Source organism: Pseudovibrio sp. Ad26, from assembly GCF_001623285.1.
In the GTDB taxonomy this organism is placed as follows: domain Bacteria; phylum Pseudomonadota; class Alphaproteobacteria; order Rhizobiales; family Stappiaceae; genus Pseudovibrio; species Pseudovibrio ascidiaceicola.
This window is the reverse complement of record NZ_LMCE01000088.1, coordinates 428,819-446,827: the sequence shown is the minus strand read 5'-3', so window position 1 is coordinate 446,827 and position 18,009 is coordinate 428,819. Positions and strand designations below refer to the sequence as shown.

The 18,009-nt window shown below is 51.1% G+C and carries 19 protein-coding genes; all 19 read left to right on the top strand.

Annotation, left to right across the window (positions count from 1 at the left end; genetic code table 11):
• The first annotated feature begins 17 nt into the window (after window positions 1-17).
• The 19 genes from gspD (at window position 18) to PsAD26_RS19145 (ending at window position 17,537) form a co-directional block, all read left to right on the top strand.
• A complete protein-coding gene (gspD, locus tag PsAD26_RS19235) occupies window positions 18-2,285 on the top strand; it encodes a type II secretion system secretin GspD (RefSeq protein WP_208985766.1) in 2,268 nt (755 codons plus the stop codon).
• A gap of 241 nt (window positions 2,286-2,526) precedes the next feature.
• Window positions 2,527-2,985, top strand: coding sequence for a type III secretion system chaperone (locus PsAD26_RS19230; RefSeq protein WP_063311718.1), 459 nt, complete (start codon window positions 2,527-2,529; stop codon window positions 2,983-2,985).
• 63 nt (window positions 2,986-3,048) lie between these two features.
• A complete protein-coding gene (locus PsAD26_RS19225) occupies window positions 3,049-4,284 on the top strand; it encodes a hypothetical protein (protein ID WP_208985765.1) in 1,236 nt (411 codons plus the stop codon).
• Window positions 4,285-4,310: 26 nt separating this feature from the next.
• Window positions 4,311-5,057 carry a hypothetical protein gene (locus PsAD26_RS19220; protein WP_063311717.1) on the top strand — a complete coding sequence of 249 codons (747 nt, stop codon included), beginning with the start codon at window positions 4,311-4,313 and terminating at the stop codon, window positions 5,055-5,057.
• A 250-nt stretch (window positions 5,058-5,307) separates the two neighbouring features.
• Window positions 5,308-6,492, top strand: coding sequence for a hypothetical protein (locus PsAD26_RS19215; RefSeq protein WP_063311716.1), 1,185 nt, complete (start codon window positions 5,308-5,310; stop codon window positions 6,490-6,492).
• 103 nt (window positions 6,493-6,595) lie between these two features.
• Window positions 6,596-7,000, top strand: coding sequence for a hypothetical protein (locus tag PsAD26_RS19210; protein ID WP_063297672.1), 405 nt, complete (start codon window positions 6,596-6,598; stop codon window positions 6,998-7,000).
• 50 nt (window positions 7,001-7,050) lie between these two features.
• Window positions 7,051-7,536, top strand: coding sequence for a hypothetical protein (locus tag PsAD26_RS19205; RefSeq protein WP_063297671.1), 486 nt, complete (start codon window positions 7,051-7,053; stop codon window positions 7,534-7,536).
• 38 nt (window positions 7,537-7,574) lie between these two features.
• Window positions 7,575-8,378 (top strand): type III secretion inner membrane ring lipoprotein SctJ, encoded by an 804-nt coding sequence (gene sctJ / locus PsAD26_RS19200; RefSeq protein WP_063311715.1) that lies wholly within the window; start codon window positions 7,575-7,577, stop codon window positions 8,376-8,378.
• Between the two features lie 15 nt (window positions 8,379-8,393).
• Window positions 8,394-9,122, top strand: coding sequence for a hypothetical protein (locus PsAD26_RS19195; protein ID WP_063311714.1), 729 nt, complete (start codon window positions 8,394-8,396; stop codon window positions 9,120-9,122).
• On the top strand, window positions 9,101-9,751 hold the full coding sequence (gene sctL, locus PsAD26_RS19190) for a type III secretion system stator protein SctL (protein WP_063311713.1): 651 nt from the start codon (window positions 9,101-9,103) through the stop codon (window positions 9,749-9,751). The genes PsAD26_RS19195 and sctL overlap by 22 nt, the downstream gene beginning before the upstream one ends.
• Complete coding sequence (sctN, locus tag PsAD26_RS19185) at window positions 9,748-11,124, top strand: type III secretion system ATPase SctN (protein ID WP_063311712.1); 1,377 nt, start codon at window positions 9,748-9,750, stop codon at window positions 11,122-11,124. The genes sctL and sctN overlap by 4 nt, the downstream gene beginning before the upstream one ends.
• Complete coding sequence (locus tag PsAD26_RS19180; RefSeq protein ID WP_063311711.1) at window positions 11,121-11,600, top strand: YscO family type III secretion system apparatus protein; 480 nt, start codon at window positions 11,121-11,123, stop codon at window positions 11,598-11,600. Before sctN ends, PsAD26_RS19180 begins: the two co-directional genes overlap by 4 nt.
• Complete coding sequence (locus tag PsAD26_RS19175) at window positions 11,597-12,346, top strand: hypothetical protein (RefSeq protein ID WP_063290631.1); 750 nt, start codon at window positions 11,597-11,599, stop codon at window positions 12,344-12,346. Before PsAD26_RS19180 ends, PsAD26_RS19175 begins: the two co-directional genes overlap by 4 nt.
• A complete protein-coding gene (locus PsAD26_RS19170) occupies window positions 12,343-13,389 on the top strand; it encodes a FliM/FliN family flagellar motor switch protein (protein WP_063311710.1) in 1,047 nt (348 codons plus the stop codon). Before PsAD26_RS19175 ends, PsAD26_RS19170 begins: the two co-directional genes overlap by 4 nt.
• Window positions 13,390-13,460: 71 nt before the next feature.
• The gene (sctR, locus tag PsAD26_RS19165; protein ID WP_057463727.1) at window positions 13,461-14,105 is read left to right on the top strand and encodes a type III secretion system export apparatus subunit SctR; all 645 of its coding nucleotides are present in this window, start codon (window positions 13,461-13,463) and stop codon (window positions 14,103-14,105) included.
• A 24-nt stretch (window positions 14,106-14,129) separates the two neighbouring features.
• Entirely contained in the window at window positions 14,130-14,399 is a 270-nt protein-coding gene (sctS, locus tag PsAD26_RS19160; RefSeq protein ID WP_008546860.1) for a type III secretion system export apparatus subunit SctS, read from the top strand.
• Between the two features lie 5 nt (window positions 14,400-14,404).
• Window positions 14,405-15,247: a type III secretion system export apparatus subunit SctT gene (gene sctT, locus PsAD26_RS19155; RefSeq protein ID WP_057463728.1), complete on the top strand. Its 843-nt coding sequence runs from the start codon at window positions 14,405-14,407 to the stop codon at window positions 15,245-15,247.
• Window positions 15,244-16,377 carry a type III secretion system export apparatus subunit SctU gene (gene sctU, locus PsAD26_RS19150; RefSeq protein WP_063311709.1) on the top strand — a complete coding sequence of 378 codons (1,134 nt, stop codon included), beginning with the start codon at window positions 15,244-15,246 and terminating at the stop codon, window positions 16,375-16,377. Before sctT ends, sctU begins: the two co-directional genes overlap by 4 nt.
• 242 nt (window positions 16,378-16,619) lie before the next feature.
• A complete protein-coding gene (locus PsAD26_RS19145; RefSeq protein ID WP_063311708.1) occupies window positions 16,620-17,537 on the top strand; it encodes an alpha/beta fold hydrolase in 918 nt (305 codons plus the stop codon).
• The last annotated feature ends 472 nt before the right edge of the window (window positions 17,538-18,009 follow it).

Genomic DNA, 18,009 nt, shown 5'->3' with positions numbered 1-18,009 from the left:
GAACGCATAGGTTTGAAATGATTGGTGCTAAACTAAGTTCAATGCTGCGCAAGACAGCAGGTGTACTTTCTCTTTCTTTGATCCTGTTGGGGTGTACGACAACTCAGCCAGCTGATCAGGAATGGGATAATACAGCTCCACCAGCGGGGTTGTCTGACCAGCTTCAGCGGTTCTTTTCTGAAGAGAACCAGCGTGAAAACCATCTTGCCCTTTCAGGTCAACCAAGATTGGCATCCAACACGCGTGGGGTCTTGGGGCGGTCAATCAACACCCGTTGGGTGAATAGCGAAAATGTAGAAAAAGGCAGACCTGGTGCGGCTTTCTACTTCAATGATGAAGAAGCCAAGGTTTTGCTGGCAGATTCGCGACTGAACCGCACCAATCGTCAGGAAATCAGCGTTGCTCAGGCCAGTGATGCCAAGGCAACCTCTGATGTGGTGCGTCTGAACTTCCGCGGTGAAACGCTGGAATATTTCATCCAGCAAACACTGGGTGGCATCTTACAGGTCAATTATGTGATTGATGAGCCGCTGGAAGGTGCTGTTACGTTTCAGACGGAAAAGCCAATTGCCAAAGATCAGATGCTGTCATTGGTTCGTGTGCTTTTGGGCCGCAATGGCTATATTCTGAAACTCATTGATCAGATCTTCCACATTGGCCGTCCTGAAACCATTCAGGCTATTGAGCAGTTTTCTGGTGTTGGGTCTGCGGGCGATCTTAAGCTTCGGATCCTGCCTGTTCGTTCAGCATCCCCCGATGATGCGGCGAAGGTTCTGCAGGCTATCCTGCCAGCTGGAGCTTCTGCTGTTGCGGTTGAAGGATCGAACAAGATTGCGGTTCGGGCGCGACCAGAAGATATTGGTGCGGCTGAAGAGTTGGTGAACAGCCTTTACAATCGCGATAATGACAAGACGATTGTATCTGTGTTGCGCTTGCAGCAGAGCTCAGCAAGTCAGGTTGCCAAGCAGATCACCACTCTGTTTCAGCAGCTTTATCCAAACCAAGTAAACTCGCCCCTGACTGTTATTCCGCTTGAGGCGCAGCAGTCTTTGCTTGTGGCTGTACAGAGCCGCGAGATGTTGCAGCGTGTGCGCCGGATTACGAAGGAAGTGGATTATAGTCTTCTTGATACACCTAAGGTGCGGATCATCTCGCTGAAGTATTTGCCTGCAAATGAAATTGCAACGCAGCTCACGCAGATCCTTGCGGGTGAAGGGGGCAGTGGTTCTGTTGCTCCGCCGGCTAATGAGCAGAAGCAAAAAGCTCAGAATAATGGCTCTTCTGCCCGCAAGTTCCCGGTTTCTGCTACTGGTGTTTCCGTAAATCCAGGTGGAGATTCAATCAACAACCGCTTTAACAACGCGAATAAGTTGTTTGACGATATTGCTGAGACGCGCGGTGCCAAAGTCGCCGTTGCCAAGAAAATAGGCATCGTTGCTGATAGCCGGAACAATGCGTTGCTGGTGAACTCAACCTATAAAGAATTCAAACATATCCGCGATGTTGTGCAAGCACTTGATCTGCCGCTTTCTCAGGTGGTGATTGAGGCGACAATTGCTGAGGTGAACATTAATGACAACCTTTCCTATGGTGTCCAGTGGTACCTGAGTAAAGGCAATTTTGCGGGTGGTGTTGGTACAGTCGCAGAAGGGGCCTCTCGTCCAGCTAGCGCTGGTGGTGCTCTTTCCCTCAATACTGTTGGGGTTGATGTGGTGTTGAAGGCACTTCAGAACATCACCAAGGTGAAGGTGATCTCGTCTCCTTATCTGACTGTTCTGGATGGCCGTAAAGCGCGTCTTGTGATTGGTGATCAGGTGCCGTTTGCGTCTCGCAGTCAATCTTCCAGCAATGATGGCAACGTGACTGTGACCAATGAGGTGGATGTAAAAGACACCGGTATTGTTTTGCAGGTTGAGCCGAATATTCGTTCCAACAACTCCGTTCTGCTGCAGATTCAGCAGGAGGTGAGTAATGTGGTGCAAAACAAGACTGAATCATCGCTGACACCGACTATTGCAACAAGAACCATCAACTCGGATATCGTTGTTGAATCCGGACGGACCATTTTGCTGGGTGGCCTTATTCAGGAGCGCAAAGAAAAGGGTGAGTCTGGTGTGCCGATCCTGCGCAAGATCCCAGTGTTTGGCGAGCTCTTTAAGGACAATACAACGAATGACACAAAGCGAACTGAGCTGTTGGTGATGATTACACCGCGTGTTGTTCGCAAGCAGTCTGAACTGCAGAACATTACGCAAAAACTGCGCCGTGAACTGTCTTCTTTCTAAGCTGCTTTGAACTGACAGATGTGTCCCCTGGAATGCTTCGGTGTTCTGGGGGATTTCTTTTTTAAGTTGTAGGATGGTGAGAGAAATTCATTCTTTCTGTATCTGCTAGGCTTTTGAATAATAATAGAAAAATAATGCGGATTGAGTTTACATCTTATTCAAACTGTATCGTTTGGCACTTTGTGTTTCTTCGTTTTCTGGCAGTGTTGTCTGCAAGAAAGTAAGGAAGCGGAGTACCCCAATGCTCGATAAATTGCTCAATGATGCATGCCAGATATTAGGTGTGAAACCACAAGAAGATGAACAGGATCCATCTATTCGTGTTGTCGACCTGGATGCATTTTCTTTAAAGTTCAAGCTGGTCACAGACAGCGATCGTATCTGTGTTTCTGCGCGTTTGTGTGAGCTGACGGCGGTACAGAGAGACCGGATCCTGGAGCTGGTTCTCGTTTACAACACGCAAAGCTTCCAGTCAGGCGGCATGCGTCTGGTGCTGATCGAAAACGATGCGCTGGTCATGCATAATGACCTTCGTGCTGTTGCCTGGGATGCTCAAAAACTTGCCAAGTTTGTGTTAGCATTTGCTGATGTTTCGGCAGGCTGGCTGAAGATTGTTCGTGAAATGGGTGGGTTGGCTGAAAGTGCAGCTGACGATGATGAACATGACCTGTTTGAACCAGCTTCTCTGATAAACCTCTAAAAATCCTAGCTCCTTTCATGGGGCTTAAACGTTTCTTTCTCCAAAAATTTAAGACAGTATCCTGTGACTGATCCTGAGGAGGGTGGTTTGGCGGCTGTCGGTATCTGGCGGGCCACAATGACTGAAATCCTCTTTTCTCAAAATGACCGTTACACCAATGTGGTCGCACGCCTTGAGGCTGCTATTTCGGGCAAGTCGGTTCAGGATGCCCGTGTGAGCCTGACCCGAAGTGCGAGCAAAAATGGTGAGGTGCTTTACAAGGCCACAGTCTCTCGCGAAAACGGGGACGGGCTTAGTGATAAAGTGCTTGGACTATGCCGCGCTGTGACACGCCACACCCGATTTCTTCAGCATAAAGCAGATCGACCAGAGCAAAAGGTCTCCAACTGGAATGTGTTTTATCAGTTGTTGAGGAATGAGGCGGCGCAGAGCTTCTATGAGGATTCTGTCGATCAACGTCAGGAGCTGTTTGATGAGGCCATCAGCTACATTTCGCAGTTTGTTTATGAGGAAGAGAAGAACAACCCAAAGGGACTGAAGTTCTCCTCCCTCAAGACGCTGAGTTCCTATTTGAAGAACCAGGGCGCTGTGACTGTTCTGCCTGAGAACTTCAAAGAGGAGCCAAAGGCGACCGTTGGTGTTTCCAGTGCGTTGCTGATGTCTTCTCTCGGTTTTCAGCTGGCGGGTAATCAAATGCGATACGTCAGTGATGATGACTTTCGGTTTTCTTATGCGGGGTTAGGACGACGTAATCTGGACGACTATCTGGAGCGACGGCCCTCGACACCAACTGGTGGTGACGATGGTATGCATGGTGACATCCCTCATCACGGTGACGGTGTTTGTCCAACGGATGATGTTCAGCCACCTGTAGACGTACCACATGATGAGCATTCTGCTTATGAAGCCAGTTTTAATAGCATGAGTGACGCTTCAGCTACTGAACTCTCCCTCCAGCAATCGCGTGAGTTGCTTGATGAGAAGGGTGAGGTGGAGACGGGTGGTTCTGACGAGGATGAAGCTGTGCGTGAGAAAGCCTATAGCCGCGACAAGCTGAAGACCAAGGCCGCCAAGATTACGCCGGTTGGTGAAGAGAGCGACGTTGCGGATGAAGGTGGGCACGAAATCCGTGTCGAAGATGCGTTTTCTGGTGCTGAAGATGATGCCGTTGAACGCGAAGTGCAGGAAGCCAAAGTCACAGAACGCCGGATTAAAGTTCTGTCGTTTGATCGGGATTATCAGACGAAAAATTCACATGCAATTCGCACGGTTCGCAGTGCTTCAACTGTGCCAACATAATAACAACAAAACTGGAATGATGCTTTATGATTGACCTTGTTCTTCCTTCAAGGCCAACACTTAACGACCTGCTGAGTGCGCTTCTCAGTAGTGAATATGATCTGAAAATACGAAAGTCTGATCTGCTTATTCCTCCGCTGAAAAAGGCGCGCGGGCGAACTGAGGATGAACTTGTCTTTCAAACGAAACTGGTGAAGCCGGGCGCTTTCAGTGTCTCGCGTCCTCTCTGGGAAATGTTGGAAAAGCTCGGTGTCAGAAGTCGGTTTCTGGTTGCCTGGGCAAAGGCATTCGAGCAGCAAACGCATGATATTGAAGATGCCGGGACATGGTTCGATTTTGAAGTCCTCATTGAAAATCAGATCAAAGCGCATGATTGTGATGTGGTTGAGTATATGAAGGAGATTATTCAGCAGGCATTTGGTGATGGTGGACCTTCAGAGATAGCTTTGAGTTTCGGCGAGCTCACACGCATTAATGCTATTGTTATTGATGTACTTCCATCGGCTCCGATCTTTTCAATCGCAGCAAAAATGTTTGATGAGGCGGAAGAGAAGATTGAGCTTGGGTTGGCATACCTCGTGCGGACCAGTGGCTGTGTTCAGGACGAAACCTCTGATGAGGTTCTGGCTGAAATCATGATCAAAACGTTCGGATCTGCAGATAGGCAGAATATCTCGGCATCTAACGATCAGATACGCAGTTTTAATGAGCAAATGCGGGTTTGGGAAGAGCTTGAGATGAGAGCAATTGCCCGCCAGATGGCAGTTGCTTAGTTCCTGCTTCTTGCATGCCATTTATTTCTGAGAGGCCGGTTCTGTTGGATCGGCCTTTGTGCTGTTCGGCACTTAATGCTAAGTTATTGAGATAACGGAGAATAACCAACCCGTGTTCTGATGTTTTTTCTGCAGGAAATGTCCGTGGCTGTGACCAACGGCACTCAGCTACGTGCCTCAAACGTGCATTCTAAATTCAAGAATTTACAGGTAACGAGCCGTTTGAGGCTTATGGAATGCGGAGGCAAGAATGACCGGAGTTAGCTTTTCCAGTAGTAGCCAATTATCTGATGTTTTGGCGCAGATTGATCACCCGGCGAACAGGGACTTCGTTAAAGACAATGCGCAGGTTCGTGTTACTGGTGGTGAAATCAGAGATGGTGAAACCATCTATAGTGCAGAGACAAAGGATGGAAGCAGTAAGGTTTCCAAGGCAAGTTTGGCCAAGCTGACTGGGGGCAAACTGTTTGGGAATGCGTTGCAAACCCACGACAAAAAGCTGAACAACTGGCATGTCTTTACACAATTGGCAAAGAATGAGATCTCTGCTGGTTTGGAAAAAGGTGGGCTTCAAAACCATCAGGCGAAAACTGGTGATATTCTGGCAGCAGCCTTTGAGAAGGTTCAAAGCAATCCGACATATCACAGCAATGATGTGCGTTTCGGAGCATTGCAAGAATTGAGCACAACGATCAAGTCTTTGGTTAAAGACGCTCTTTCTGATGCAAGTGCAAATGATCAGATTGCCGTGACCAGTGGGGCGGGGCATTTCATTGATACTGATGGGTCGCTTGTTTTGCCGAACTCGATCTATGGAAGTCATTATACAGATGTGCCCGGTGTGGAAGGCAGTCTGTCTGACGCTGTTGGAGGCGTTGAAGAAGAGCTTTATGCAGAAGTGCAGACCGGTCCTCGTTATGAGGTTGGGCAGAAAAAGCAGGCTCTTGGTGATCAACTCTATACTGCAATCAATAAGGGGGCTGGCACGAAAGAGGGGGCACCTGTTGTTGAGCGTTTTACCGCTAATCAGCTTAAGGAATCTGCTCGCGTGTTGGCTGACATCGACCGTCAGGTCATCGATAATGAGAACCCTTACAACAAGCTGAACTTTAATGCCGGACCGTTGGCAGAGCCGGGCAGTTTCCTGCTTGATGAGACTTACGCGACTATCGATCAGTCTCAGGTGAATTCTCAGTGGGGGGAGAAGGTCGGCGCTGTGAACAATGAGCCACTCTACGTAAATTCAGGGGTGGAGAGTGCTGTAGAGAACAGCAGTGACTATTCTGATGTGCTTCTTGGTGATGATCAGGCGATTTACGAAAACTTTACGACGGATGGAAAGCCAGCCCCATTGCCTAAACCGGATAATTTGAAGGGCGGGAATACTCCTCCTCCAGTTCCACCTCATCAGGGTGCTCGCTGGGACAATCGTTAGGTTTGGGTAGCAAGGTTTAATCGATCGACTGACAACAAGAATACGTATGCGGCTTGCTCTTTGAAGATAGCAGGTCGCATGCAGGCTTTGGAATGAGGGTGGAATGAACGCAGAAGATTTTGATAGCGAAACCGTAAAGGTGATCGCGGAGCTCGGCTTTATTGCTGTCTCTTATGGTCTTGCAGAGCATGCTGACTCCATTTTCAAAGCGTTTCAGGTGATGCGTCCGGACCAGGAAGCTGGACCCCTAGGGCGGAGCCTTGCTGCGATGACGCGCGGCAATGTGGATGAGGCCTTGCTCTGTCTGGAGAATGCGCCGCCGACCGATACCATCCAGACGTATCGCGGACTGGCGCTGCTTCGTAAGGGTGAGGTTGATACGGCCTGCGAAATCCTGAGTGAAGTTTGTGAGATGGCAGCTGGTACGCCGTGTGCCGAGATTGCTGCGCAGGCTTTGTCTTCCAGAGATGACCTTGCCAATCCAGTGAGCGCGATGATGTCCCGTTAAGGACGTTTAGCTCAGGTTACCTTAGTTTCAGCAGTACGTGAGGAGCATTCATGGCAACAGTATTGGACAGCGCACTCACCTCCCAACTGCAGCAGGCGCTGCAGGGCGGAGCTCCATCAGCCGGTGGTTCTACAGGCGATGTTACCGGGCTCGAGGATCAGTTCCAAACAGCGCTTAGCGCAGCTGGAGGTGTACAGCCGCCAGTGACCGGGCAAATTGTGAATGGCAATGTGGTCATTGGCGGAGTGGAGCAGGTTAATGCTGCCCAGAATGTGGCAGCGGTATCAGCACCCACACAAATTGCTTCCGTCAATCCGACGGGCAGCAACTTTGTAATTGATGGGTTGGCCAAGGTCAGGGGTGTTTTTTCTGAGACCAGTTCCAACATCAATGCAATTTCTGAAGGTGGCCAACTCAGTCACTTTGACAAGCTGATCAACATGCAGATCGAAGTGGCGAATTACTCTTTGCTGGTTGATGTGAGCTCGAAAATTGCAGGCAAAACCACGCAAGGTTTGGACGCTTTGATGCGTTGATTAAGACTGCGCATTCAGTAGGTATAGTGAAAGTCTAAATGAATATTCGGCGTTTTATTACAATTGTGGGCATGGTGATTGGTTTGGCCGCCTGCAACACAGATCTGTACACCAATCTTTCCGAACAGGAAGCAAACACAATGCTTAGCCTGTTGCTGGAAAATGGTGTGTCTGCTCAGAAAGTTGGTCTGGGAGACGGTCTTGTCACCTTGCAGGTGGATGACGAAGATATTCAGCGTGCCGTCACTATTTTGAACGCCAATGGTTTGCCAAAACGTGCGCGTGACACGCTTGGTCAGGTCTTTCAGAAATCCGGCATTATCTCGTCGCCGTTTGAAGAACGTATTCGCTTTATCTATGCGTTGAGTGAGGAAGTATCTGAGACCATTACCGAAATCGATGGTATTGTTTCTGCGCGCGTTCACATCGTTTTGCCGGAAAAGGCGGATCTTGGTGAAGAGGTAAAACCTTCTTCTGCAGCGATCTTCATCAAGCATCGCCCTGAGTTTGATATTGAATTTCTGATCCCTCAGATCAAGCGTTTGGTCAGTAACGCAATTGAAGGTGTTGAGTATGCCAGCGTTTCTGTTGCGCTTGTGCCTGCACGTGAACTGAAGCCCGTCTCACAGCGTTCTGCGCAGGAATATGAGGCTGTGTTCCCAGGCTTGCGCATTGCGCGTGATGACGCCGGTATGTTCTGGCAGATCCTTGGGGCTATCGGTGTTGTGCTGCTGCTGTTGGTTGGCGGTGTTGGCTATTTGCTGTTCAAGCAGATCAGCTCCGGCGGTAAAAAAGCCAGAGGCGGAGATGACGACGAGCTTCTGCCTGAAGAACTTGCTTAGTAGCAGGGGACTGGCATGATGACAGGCACTCCACATCACTCCGCAGTCTGGCCGCTTCAGGCCAGACTTGCTGCGTCTTTGCTGAACCCTCTTTCCTTTGCGCATGATGACCATCTGGCAGTGTCCGGTCTTGAGTTGAGCGTGCTGCGTGGTCTGGCCGGGCAGGGAGATTTTCAGCGGCCTTTGAACACGCATGTCTCACAAAAACTCGGACTGACTGCACTTGCTGTCGATGTGGCGGTCACGAAAACTTTGGCAGTATCAGAGCAGGCTCGACTTGCACTGATGTTGTGCAGTTTGGGTGCTGAAGATTTTGGCGGCGTCGTGCGCATCATTGCGATTGCCAGACTTCATGAAATGATCGGGCGCCTTGTGCTGAAGAATGACTGTCAGCGTATGGAAGCCCTTTTTGGTGAAGAGGTTTTTGATATCGCCATTCGCGATGTGGCGTTCTTCTTCAGCTCGCTTGGCTATGAAAGCGAGAATGATGAGGCATTCCATCATCTATGCCGCGGAAGTGATGAAGAGGCTTTGCAGGCGCTGACACTCGTTGGTGCCGAGGGCATTCTGGCTTTTGTCAGTGCTGTTGATGAAAAACTTGAGCCGCTTGTTCGCCTTCGCTTTTCCAATGAAATCAACGAGAAACTGAGCGCTCGCTTGCAGGTTATGCGAGCAGAGCAGCAAGAGCATTTTGTCCAGTATTTGCGTCGGAGATTGCCAGAATGGCGAGCATTTATAGACTGAAAGAGCTGGGCGCAAACCTGACGCCGGGCACTCATATCATCAAGGAAGCCGAGTTCACTAGTGTTGAAACGGCTGAGCAGATCATCGCAAATGCGCAGCGCAAGGCAGAAGAAATTCTGAAGGATGCGACGCGCGTTTATGAAGAGCAGCAAAAGCAGGGGTATGAGGACGGTGTGCGTAAAGCACGGTCCGAAGCTTGTGAGCGTATTCTTGGTGAGCAAGCTGTGCTGGACACACGCTTGCGTGAGATCGAGCATGATATTGTCGGCGTCACAATTACACTGCTGCGCCGTTTGCTGGATGAGTTTGATGATGCGGACCGCGTGCGCCTGATGGCGCGCAGCATGCTGAAATCGCTGCGTGCTGAAAAGCGTGTGCGGCTGCATGTTGCGCCTGAGATGTACGCCAGGGCGATGGCTATGACCCGTTCCATCACGGATGGTTTCAAGCAGATCGAGTTTCTTGAAATCGTTGAGGACGGAGACTTGCAGGGCGCTCACATTGTGCTTGATGCACCCGTTGGCCGGGTTGATGGCAACTTACAAGTCCGGCTGGAAGAAATTGAAGAGATTCTGCGCAGAACGTCAGCTCCTCAAATGCCCTCCATGCGATCTTTGGAGGGGGAATGACATCTTTCATTGAACCTGCCGAACACGTCGAAGAGCGCCGTAAGCAAATTGAGTCCCGGTTGCCGGGGCTTGGGCGTGCGCTTGTTAAAGCTGCGACAGATGTAGAGCCTTATCCGCTGACTGGCCGGGTGCGCAAAGTGGTGGGTACGCTCATCCATGCGGTGGTGCCGAAAGTGGAGATTGGTGAAATCGCAGAGCTTTACACACGCTCTACGGGTCGCAAGCTCATGGCTGAAGTGGTTGGGTTTCATGATGATGAAGCGCTGCTGGCCCCTATTGGCGAACTTTATGGCGTTGGGCCAGATACAGAGGTTCGTCCGACCGGGCATGTGCAGTCTGTTCCCGTTGGGGAAGGGTTGCTTGGCCGGGTTTTAGATGGCATGGGCAATTTCATTGATAGATTGGACCGGGAGTTTACACCTGCAACGCATTATCCGGTCAATCAGGAACCGCCGGACCCGATGCAGCGCCGGATTATCGACAAACCCTTGCCAATGGGGGTGCGTGCTATTGATGGTATGCTGACCACAGGCGAAGGGCAGCGTATGGGCATTTTTGCCTCTGCTGGTGGCGGTAAGTCTACGCTGATGGCGATGCTTGTGAAGGGTGCTGCCGTTGATGTGACCGTGTTGGCACTGATTGGTGAACGTGGCCGAGAGGTGCGTGAGTTCATTGAGCACGACCTTGGGCCAGAGGGGATGAAGAAGTCCGTTGTGGTTGTTGCTACTTCTGACAAGAGTTCCCTGGAACGCTCAAAAGCGGCGTTTGTGGCGACCTCAATTGCAGAATACTTCCGCGATCAAGGCAAGCGCGTGCTGCTGCTGATGGATTCTGTAACCCGTTTTGCTCGTGCGCAGCGTGAGATTGGTCTTGCTGTTGGCGAGCCTCCGACCCGCCGTGGTTTTCCGCCGTCTGTTTTTGCCACGCTGCCGCGCCTGATGGAGCGTGCGGGGATGAACGACAAAGGCTCGATCACCGCGTTCTATACGGTGCTGATGGAAGGCGATGATATGAATGAGCCGGTTTCTGATGAGACCCGCTCCATTCTGGATGGGCATATTGTGCTGTCGCGTAAGCTGGCAGCGGCCAACCATTATCCTGCCATTGATATTCTGAGTTCCAAAAGCCGTGTGATGACGGCGGTTACCACGCCTGAACATCGTGAAATGTCCGGCAAGGTGAACTCGTTGCTGGCGAAGTATGAGGAAGTTGAGCTTCTGGTGCAGATTGGTGAGTACCAGAAGGGGGCTGATACTGAGGCTGATCTGGCGATTGCCAAGAACAAGCCGATCAAGGAGTTCCTTCAGCAGCGCACAGATGAGTTCAATGGCTTTGATGAGGCCTTGGGCAAATTGAAGAGCACTGTTGCGTGATCAACCAAATCAAAAAACTTCATCTCGTCAAAACACTTAAGGAGCAGAAAGCTCAAAGGACGCTCAATGCTGAGCTGGAGAAAGTTCGGCGTGCCAAAGAGCAGTTGGAGCACAAGCGGCAAGTTGCGGCAGATGAACGTGCCGCGCTGCCAGCCAAGCAGGATGCGCTTTATCTGGAGATCATCAAAAAGGTCATTTCAACGGATGATCTCGATAAAGTGAAAGAGCAGGCACAGATCCTTGAAAATGCGGTCAAAAAGCTGGAGGACGCAGCGGAACGCGCGGCCTATGTTTATGATCGTGCGCTTAAAAATGCGGATGCTGCCCGCCTTGAGTATCAAAAAGCACTTCGCATCAAAGATAAGTATGGAAAGGTTGCGGATGATCTTCGGGTTGAGACTAATGCCTTAATGGAGGCTGCGGAGGAGCAGGAGATCGAGGAGCAGTTTTCCGGGCGAAGGCAAGTGGAATTATGAAAGTTTCTCAGGGTTCGCAGCCACTTGAGCAGCAGCAAAATCTTGAAAATATACGTGGTAAGCAACCTCGTGAGCATGGCAAAACGTCTGGCAAGCAGCAGGGCAACAAATTTTCCGAGGGGTTGAACCGGCAGGATGTCAGCTTGTTTCAGGAACAGTTGCGCAGCGCCGAAGGCAAGTCTGTTCCAGTTCATGGAAAGGGTGCTTTTCAGGAGGAGGGCGAAGGTTCCGAGCAAGGGCAGACTGACCCGCTTGACTTGAGCCATGCCCGGTTGCTGGCCGCGTCTGATCCCGCTGAAGCCCGCAGTATTTCCGTTTCCAATCCGTCCGAGCTGTTCAGCTCCGTGCGTCAGGCGAGTACTGAGGCGCGTGTCGATAAGGCGATGAGTGCGATTGCGAACCAGATTGAACAGGCTATGCGCACAGAGGCCATGGCAGACAAAAGTGATGGACGCGTCTTGAGCCTGACCCTTGATGCCAACCGGTTTGGCCTTGCGGGACTGAAAGTTATGACAACACAAGGCGGTCTGGCTGTTGTGCTGGAGCGCGTGAGTGGTGACCGGGTTGCTGGTGAAGTTCAGGCTGCAGCGCAGGGGCTCATGAGCACTTTGCAGCAGCGGTTTCCTGACCGGAAAATCCGCATTCTTGATCGACTGGAACAGCAGGAGATTGAGAGTGTTGATGCTGGTTCGTCTTCAATGGGAGGTCTGTCCTCCATCTTTGCGGGGAACAGCACGAGCTCATGACATCCTTGAATTACCAATCCAAAACTGACCCGCTGGCCTACTGGAACGCAGCTTTGAGCTACGCGGAGCAGGACATTACGGTTGAGAGCACGCACACGCTGAACTTTCAGGTGAGTGAGGCGCCTTCCGCTTTTGCGCAAGGGAGTGTGTTGCGCAGTGCATCTGGTGCAACAGCTCTGCTGGTGCTTGAGGACTTTCCGTTTGCTGCACAACTGAATGTGCCGCTCGCTTATGCGGATGTTCTTGAGCTGGAAGACGGACTTCGCAATGCTCTGGTTGAAGGCATTGTTTCTAACTTGCGCAATGAATTGCCTGCTGATTTTACGAAGATCCAGAGTGAGCTGCCGTTGCAGGCTGTATCTGCCTTGTTGCCAGCGCGCGAACTGGAGCAACTGAGCTGGTTTGCTGTCCGGTATGGCGAAATTGGCGGTGCTCCTGTGCTGGCCAAAGTTGGTGTGCGGCCTGACGCGCTCTCCGGTTTTCTTGGAGATTTGCCGCTGACCGCGCAGCCTGCGTGGCGCGCGGTGCGTGAACAGTTGAACACCTCCATCTGCCTGACGCTGTGTGAAGCGTCGTTGCCAACCGCTGAGGTTTCCAGTCTGCGCATTGGGGATCTGGTGGTGCTGGATGCGCCTGCGCTGGGGCAACGGATCACCGTGGACGGGCCGCTGAGCCGGCATTATCTGGTGCTGGTTGAGCAGGGATGGGGCTGCGAACGAATTGAGAGTGTGAACGGTATGAGTGAGCTAACCGAAGAAGCGAATGCGGAACAGGTGAGTGATGCTGAGGAAATTGGCTCCATTGATCTGTCGCAGATGACAGTGCCGGTGCGGTTTGAAGTTGATGAGCGCGAGATCTCTATTGCCGAGCTGGAAAGCTGGGCGGCGGGATCGTTGGTGAACATTGATGTGCCTGCGCTCAATGAAGAGACACCGGTTTATGTGCGAGCTGCGGGCAAGCGCATTGCCAAGGGGCATCTGGTGCAGATTGATGAGCGGGTCGCACTGCGCATTTCCAAAACTGACCGGGGCACCGGCCTTTAAAGCTGCTTTCGGTCACGCCAAAGCCTAACATAACCAGAGGTGCCCAAAGGCGCCCAATCTGAGATTTGCTGATGACGTCTGATCCATTCTCGCTCATATTAGTGCTTGTGGTTGTGGCCCTTGTTCCATTTCTGGCCATTGTCGCCACATCCTTTATCAAGCTTTCGGTGGTGCTGCTGCTGGTGCGTAACGCGCTTGGCGTGCAGCAGATTCCACCTAATATGGCGTTGAATGCGCTGGCTATCATTTTGTCCGGCTACATCATGCTGCCGGTCTTTTTGCAGACATTTGAGATCGTAGAGCAAGGAAACCTCTCCATCACCACAGTGGAGGAGATGAAGACCACCTTTGTTGCTGCCAAGGGGCCGCTTGAAGATTTTCTCGCCAAGCACGCGGACAGCAAGGAAAAGGCGTTCTTCCTTGAGGCGTCCCGCCAGTTGTGGCCTGCTGATATTTCCGCAAGCATGACAGAGGACAGCATCGCAATTCTGCTGCCGGCCTATACCGTTTCGCAGTTACGTGAGGCGTTTGAGATCGGGTTCCTGCTGTATCTGCCGTTCCTTGCGATTGACCTTGTTGTTTCCAACATCCTGCTTGCCATGGGCATGATGATGGTGTCGCCGCTGACGATTTCCCTGCCGTTTAAACTGTTCCTGTTTGTGGCCGTGGATGGGTGGTCGCGTTTGATCCTCGGTCTCATCAAGACCTACGTTTAGCCGGAAATGTGAGAGGAGTAGCTTATGTCCCCTGAAGACGCCGTCTACCGCATTTCCGAGGCGATGATCCTTGTGATGATGCTGTCTTTGCCGCCAATCATTGTTGCCTCGCTTGTCGGCCTTGCTGTGTCGCTGTTGCAGGCTTTGACGCAGATGCAGGAGCAGACAATCCAGTTTGGGGTCAAGCTGATCGCCGTGGCGCTGACGCTGTTCATGATGTCCAGCTTCCTTGGCTCGGAGACCATTGGCTTTACGCAGGCTTTGTTTGATGATTTTCCGACCTTGGTCAGGTAACGCCAATGAACCTGCTTGCGGAGATCACCACAGTCCATCGTGATGCATTTCTTGTTTTGTTGCTGACGTTTCCGCGTATTTTTGCGGTGTTTGCAACATCACAGATCTTCAATGCCACGTTGATGTCGCGCATGGCGCGCAATGTGGTTGTGATGGTGATTGCGATCCCGCTGTACCCCTATAACCTGCAGTATGTAGACGGGTTTTCGCCAACCGGATCGATGTTTGTTGTCTACTTCTTCAAGGAGTATGCCATCGGGTTTCTGATTGGCTATACGATCTCTTGTCTGCTTTGGGCTGTGCAGTCCGCTGGGACATTGATTGACAACCAGCGCGGTGCTGCGGTTGCCTCCAGTATTGATCCGATGTTGGGGAACGAGAGCTCGCCCGTCGGGGATTTGTTCTCCCGTGCGTTCATTCTCTATCTCTTCCTGACGCCAGGGTTCTTCTTCATCCTGACACTGGTTTATAACTCCTACATGATCTTTCCGGTGACAGAGTTTATTCCTGTTCTGCCAGAGGATTTCCCGGAGCTGATCCTGTCGATCTTCGACAATGCGATGCGCCTGATGTTTGTTATGGCTGCACCATTGGTGATCCTGATGTTCCTTGCAGAGTTTGCACTGGCGATTATCAGCCGGTTTGATCCGCAAATTCAGGTGTTCATTCTTGCCATGCCGATCAAGAGTGGCGTGGCCGTCATTCTGTTGACGTTCTATCTGTCATTCCTGCTGCCAGAAGCAGCAGAGCACCAGATTGAGCTGAAGTTGTTTACGGACGAGATCTTCGGGATCTTTGAAAAAGGCAAGGATATCTATCAGGATCAAAAGCTTGAGGTCCGTCCATGAGTGGGCAGAGTGCTGGCGAAAAAACCGAACTTCCCACCCCCAAACGAGAGCGTGAATCTCGTGAAAAAGGGCAGGTGGCCAAGAGTACCGAGGTGACGACCACCATCTCGCTGTTTGCGGTGATTGCTTATCTCTGGTTTGCGTGGGACCGCAATTTCTCCAAGCTGGTTGGCCTGATGGATGACATGGCCAGTCTGGCGACACGGCGAGACTTTTCTTCCTCCGCCGGAGAAGGGGTGTTTGGTGTTTTTTCGACCTTTATGGACATTGTGCTGCCGCTGATTGGTGTTGCCATTGCGGCGGGCATCTTTGGCAACTTCGTGCAGTTTGGCTTTCTCTGGGCCGTTGACAGCATCATGCCCAAGCTGAGCAAGATCAGTCTGGCTGAAGGGTTCAAGCGCATCTTTTCCATGAAGCAGGTGGTGCAGGTTCTCAAATCCATCCTGAAAATCGCCTTGCTCAGCACCATGCTCTACTTCACAGTGAAGTACGCAATTGGCGCTTACATCAACTCGCTCTCCTGCGGCATTCCCTGCATTGCTAATATCAGTGGTGCGATTATGAAACTGATCCTCGGGATTTCATTTCTGGCCTTTGTTGGCGTGGCGATCCTTGATTTTATGTTTCAGAAGCACACCCACATCAAGAGCCTGAAGATGACGAAGGAAGAGGTGAAGCGGGAACATAAGGAGTCCGAGGGCAGTCCTGAAATTAAAGGGCAGCGTAAGCGGATTTCTCAGGAAATTCTCATGAGCGACAACCTTGAGAATACCCGCAAAGCCAGTGCTGTTGTAGTAAACCCGATGCACTACGCGGTTGCCATTTCCTATCGCCCGGATGAGGTTGCTGTACCATTGGTGGTTGCCAAGGGGCTTGATCTGACTGCGCTTAAGATGCGTACAGAAGCTGAGGCGGCAGGTGTGCCGATTTTTGCCAATGTGAAGCTTGCCCGTATGTTGCATGCGGAAGTGGAGATAGAAGAGCTCATTCCGCAAGACATGTTTGCAGCTGTTGCCGAAATTCTTGTCTGGATCGATAAGAACAAAGACATTCTTTACAACGGCCCGCTTGAACGCGGTGTGATCGATCTTGAGCATGAGAAGAAGAGCGGTGATGAGCCGCTGAACTAAAGCAGTTCGCATTTAAGCTGAAACACCTGAACTGCTTTAGTCTTTGTTTTTACGTATCTTTATCCGAAAACCGGTCTCCACTTTTCGGAGATACACTGTCGTTTCATCAATGTTCCGAGAAGCGCCCTAAGTCCTACATTTCCTGGTCTTTCTGTCTTGAATAATCCAGCTTGCAGTTGTGTGAGAATCGTGCTTCATTTGTAATTGTATTGTAATGCAATTGTAATTCAAGTGAGGGCAAGATGTTTTATAGGCTCAATAAGCGGGACGTGGTCTCGGGTTTCATCACCAGTTTGTCAGTTTTGGTTTTCTTGTTTTTTGTGCAAGCCTCTCTTGCGCAATCGCCGCATCAAAAGGGTGGTCCCATCAGTGAGCCGCTTGGTGAACTGAATATGCAGATTTGGCGGGTTCCGGTTGAGTTGGAAGACGGCAGTAGGACGATCACTTTGGATGCGACCACCTTTAAACCTGATGGGAAAGGGCCTTTTCCTCTGGCGGTCTTTACTCATGGGGCGGCTCGGAGTGCTCCTCGTGAAGGCCCTTATGATTTCCGTCCTGACGCTGCAATCAGGTGGTTTCTTGCGCGAGGATATGCAGTTGCTGTTGTTATTCGCAGAGGCTACGGACGTTCAGAGGGGCAGCGTTCTGTTGTTGAGGATGGGGATTCAGACGGTTTCATAAAGGTCCTTGAGGAGCGCGTTCATGATATCAATAGTTCAGTGCGTTACTTTCAGGATCAGCCGTTTGTGGTTGCTGATCATATTGTCCTTCTCGGAATTTCTGCAGGTGGGAACAGCGTATTAGCTGCTTCTCGGAAGGCTCCAAATGGTGTTCGCGGTGTCATCGCTTTCGCACCGGGGGCAGTGGCAATAGATGATTATAGTGCGCGGGATTTAGAACAGGCAGAACAAGGTTTCAGGATGTTTGGGGCTGGGACAACGCTACCAACACTCTGGATTTATACGGAAAATGATGAGTTCTATAGCCCGAAGTTAGCCAAGTTCTTTTTTAAGGCCTACACATCAGAAAGTGATGCAAAGCAAGAGCTTGCCATTTTACCGCTTGAGGGTGAGAATGGTCATGATCTCTTTCTGAGGGACGAGGGTCCTAAAGTCTGGGGCCCGGTTGTTGCGCCGTTTCTTGAGCGGTTGAGGCCTTAAAGCAGTTCGCATTTAAATTGAAATACCTGAACTGCTTTAGTCTTTGTTTTTGCGTATCTTTATCCGAAAACCGGTTTCCACTTTTCGGAGATACGCTGTCGTTTGTCGCGTTTGCATCAAAAACTTATTCCCCCAGGTTCCGCCAGCCCTAAGATTATCTCGTGTCCACGTACACGGGCAGCTGGCGGAGCGACCGTCAGCTCCCCGTGGGCTGGGCGGGGCTACCGGGAGACATAACGCATCCTCCGGCGGGTCCGTTGAAACACCCCTTGAAAGTCTTTAGTGCAGGGACCAAGCGGAAGCTGGTCACCCGATGGGCGTCTACACTGGCAGCTGCAGCTGTCAGGGACAAGTCAAACTGTCCTTTACAGCAACTGCCCAAAGAGGTGAGTTTCGAAGCAAAGCCTTGTGTTTTGTGAGGCCTCACGTTGATGGGTAGGCACCTGCTCCCAATGCCTTTCGGTGGAGACCT

Bases quoted from the DNA above. Each gene is read 5' to 3' on its own strand.
- sctS (WP_008546860.1), top strand. From the start codon at position 14,130: ATGTCCCCTGAAGACGCCGTCTACCGCATTTCCGAGGCGATGATCCTT.
- PsAD26_RS19210 (WP_063297672.1), top strand. From the start codon at position 6,596: ATGAACGCAGAAGATTTTGATAGCGAAACCGTAAAGGTGATCGCGGAG.
- sctJ (WP_063311715.1), top strand. From the start codon at position 7,575: ATGAATATTCGGCGTTTTATTACAATTGTGGGCATGGTGATTGGTTTG.
- sctL (WP_063311713.1), top strand. From the start codon at position 9,101: ATGGCGAGCATTTATAGACTGAAAGAGCTGGGCGCAAACCTGACGCCG.
- sctU (WP_063311709.1), top strand. From the start codon at position 15,244: ATGAGTGGGCAGAGTGCTGGCGAAAAAACCGAACTTCCCACCCCCAAA.
- PsAD26_RS19230 (WP_063311718.1), top strand. From the start codon at position 2,527: ATGCTCGATAAATTGCTCAATGATGCATGCCAGATATTAGGTGTGAAA.
- PsAD26_RS19215 (WP_063311716.1), top strand. From the start codon at position 5,308: ATGACCGGAGTTAGCTTTTCCAGTAGTAGCCAATTATCTGATGTTTTG.
- sctT (WP_057463728.1), top strand. From the start codon at position 14,405: ATGAACCTGCTTGCGGAGATCACCACAGTCCATCGTGATGCATTTCTT.
- PsAD26_RS19145 (WP_063311708.1), top strand. From the start codon at position 16,620: ATGTTTTATAGGCTCAATAAGCGGGACGTGGTCTCGGGTTTCATCACC.
- PsAD26_RS19195 (WP_063311714.1), top strand. From the start codon at position 8,394: ATGATGACAGGCACTCCACATCACTCCGCAGTCTGGCCGCTTCAGGCC.
- gspD (WP_208985766.1), top strand. From the start codon at position 18: ATGATTGGTGCTAAACTAAGTTCAATGCTGCGCAAGACAGCAGGTGTA.
- PsAD26_RS19175 (WP_063290631.1), top strand. From the start codon at position 11,597: ATGAAAGTTTCTCAGGGTTCGCAGCCACTTGAGCAGCAGCAAAATCTT.
- sctR (WP_057463727.1), top strand. From the start codon at position 13,461: ATGACGTCTGATCCATTCTCGCTCATATTAGTGCTTGTGGTTGTGGCC.
- sctN (WP_063311712.1), top strand. From the start codon at position 9,748: ATGACATCTTTCATTGAACCTGCCGAACACGTCGAAGAGCGCCGTAAG.
- PsAD26_RS19170 (WP_063311710.1), top strand. From the start codon at position 12,343: ATGACATCCTTGAATTACCAATCCAAAACTGACCCGCTGGCCTACTGG.
- PsAD26_RS19220 (WP_063311717.1), top strand. From the start codon at position 4,311: ATGATTGACCTTGTTCTTCCTTCAAGGCCAACACTTAACGACCTGCTG.
- PsAD26_RS19205 (WP_063297671.1), top strand. From the start codon at position 7,051: ATGGCAACAGTATTGGACAGCGCACTCACCTCCCAACTGCAGCAGGCG.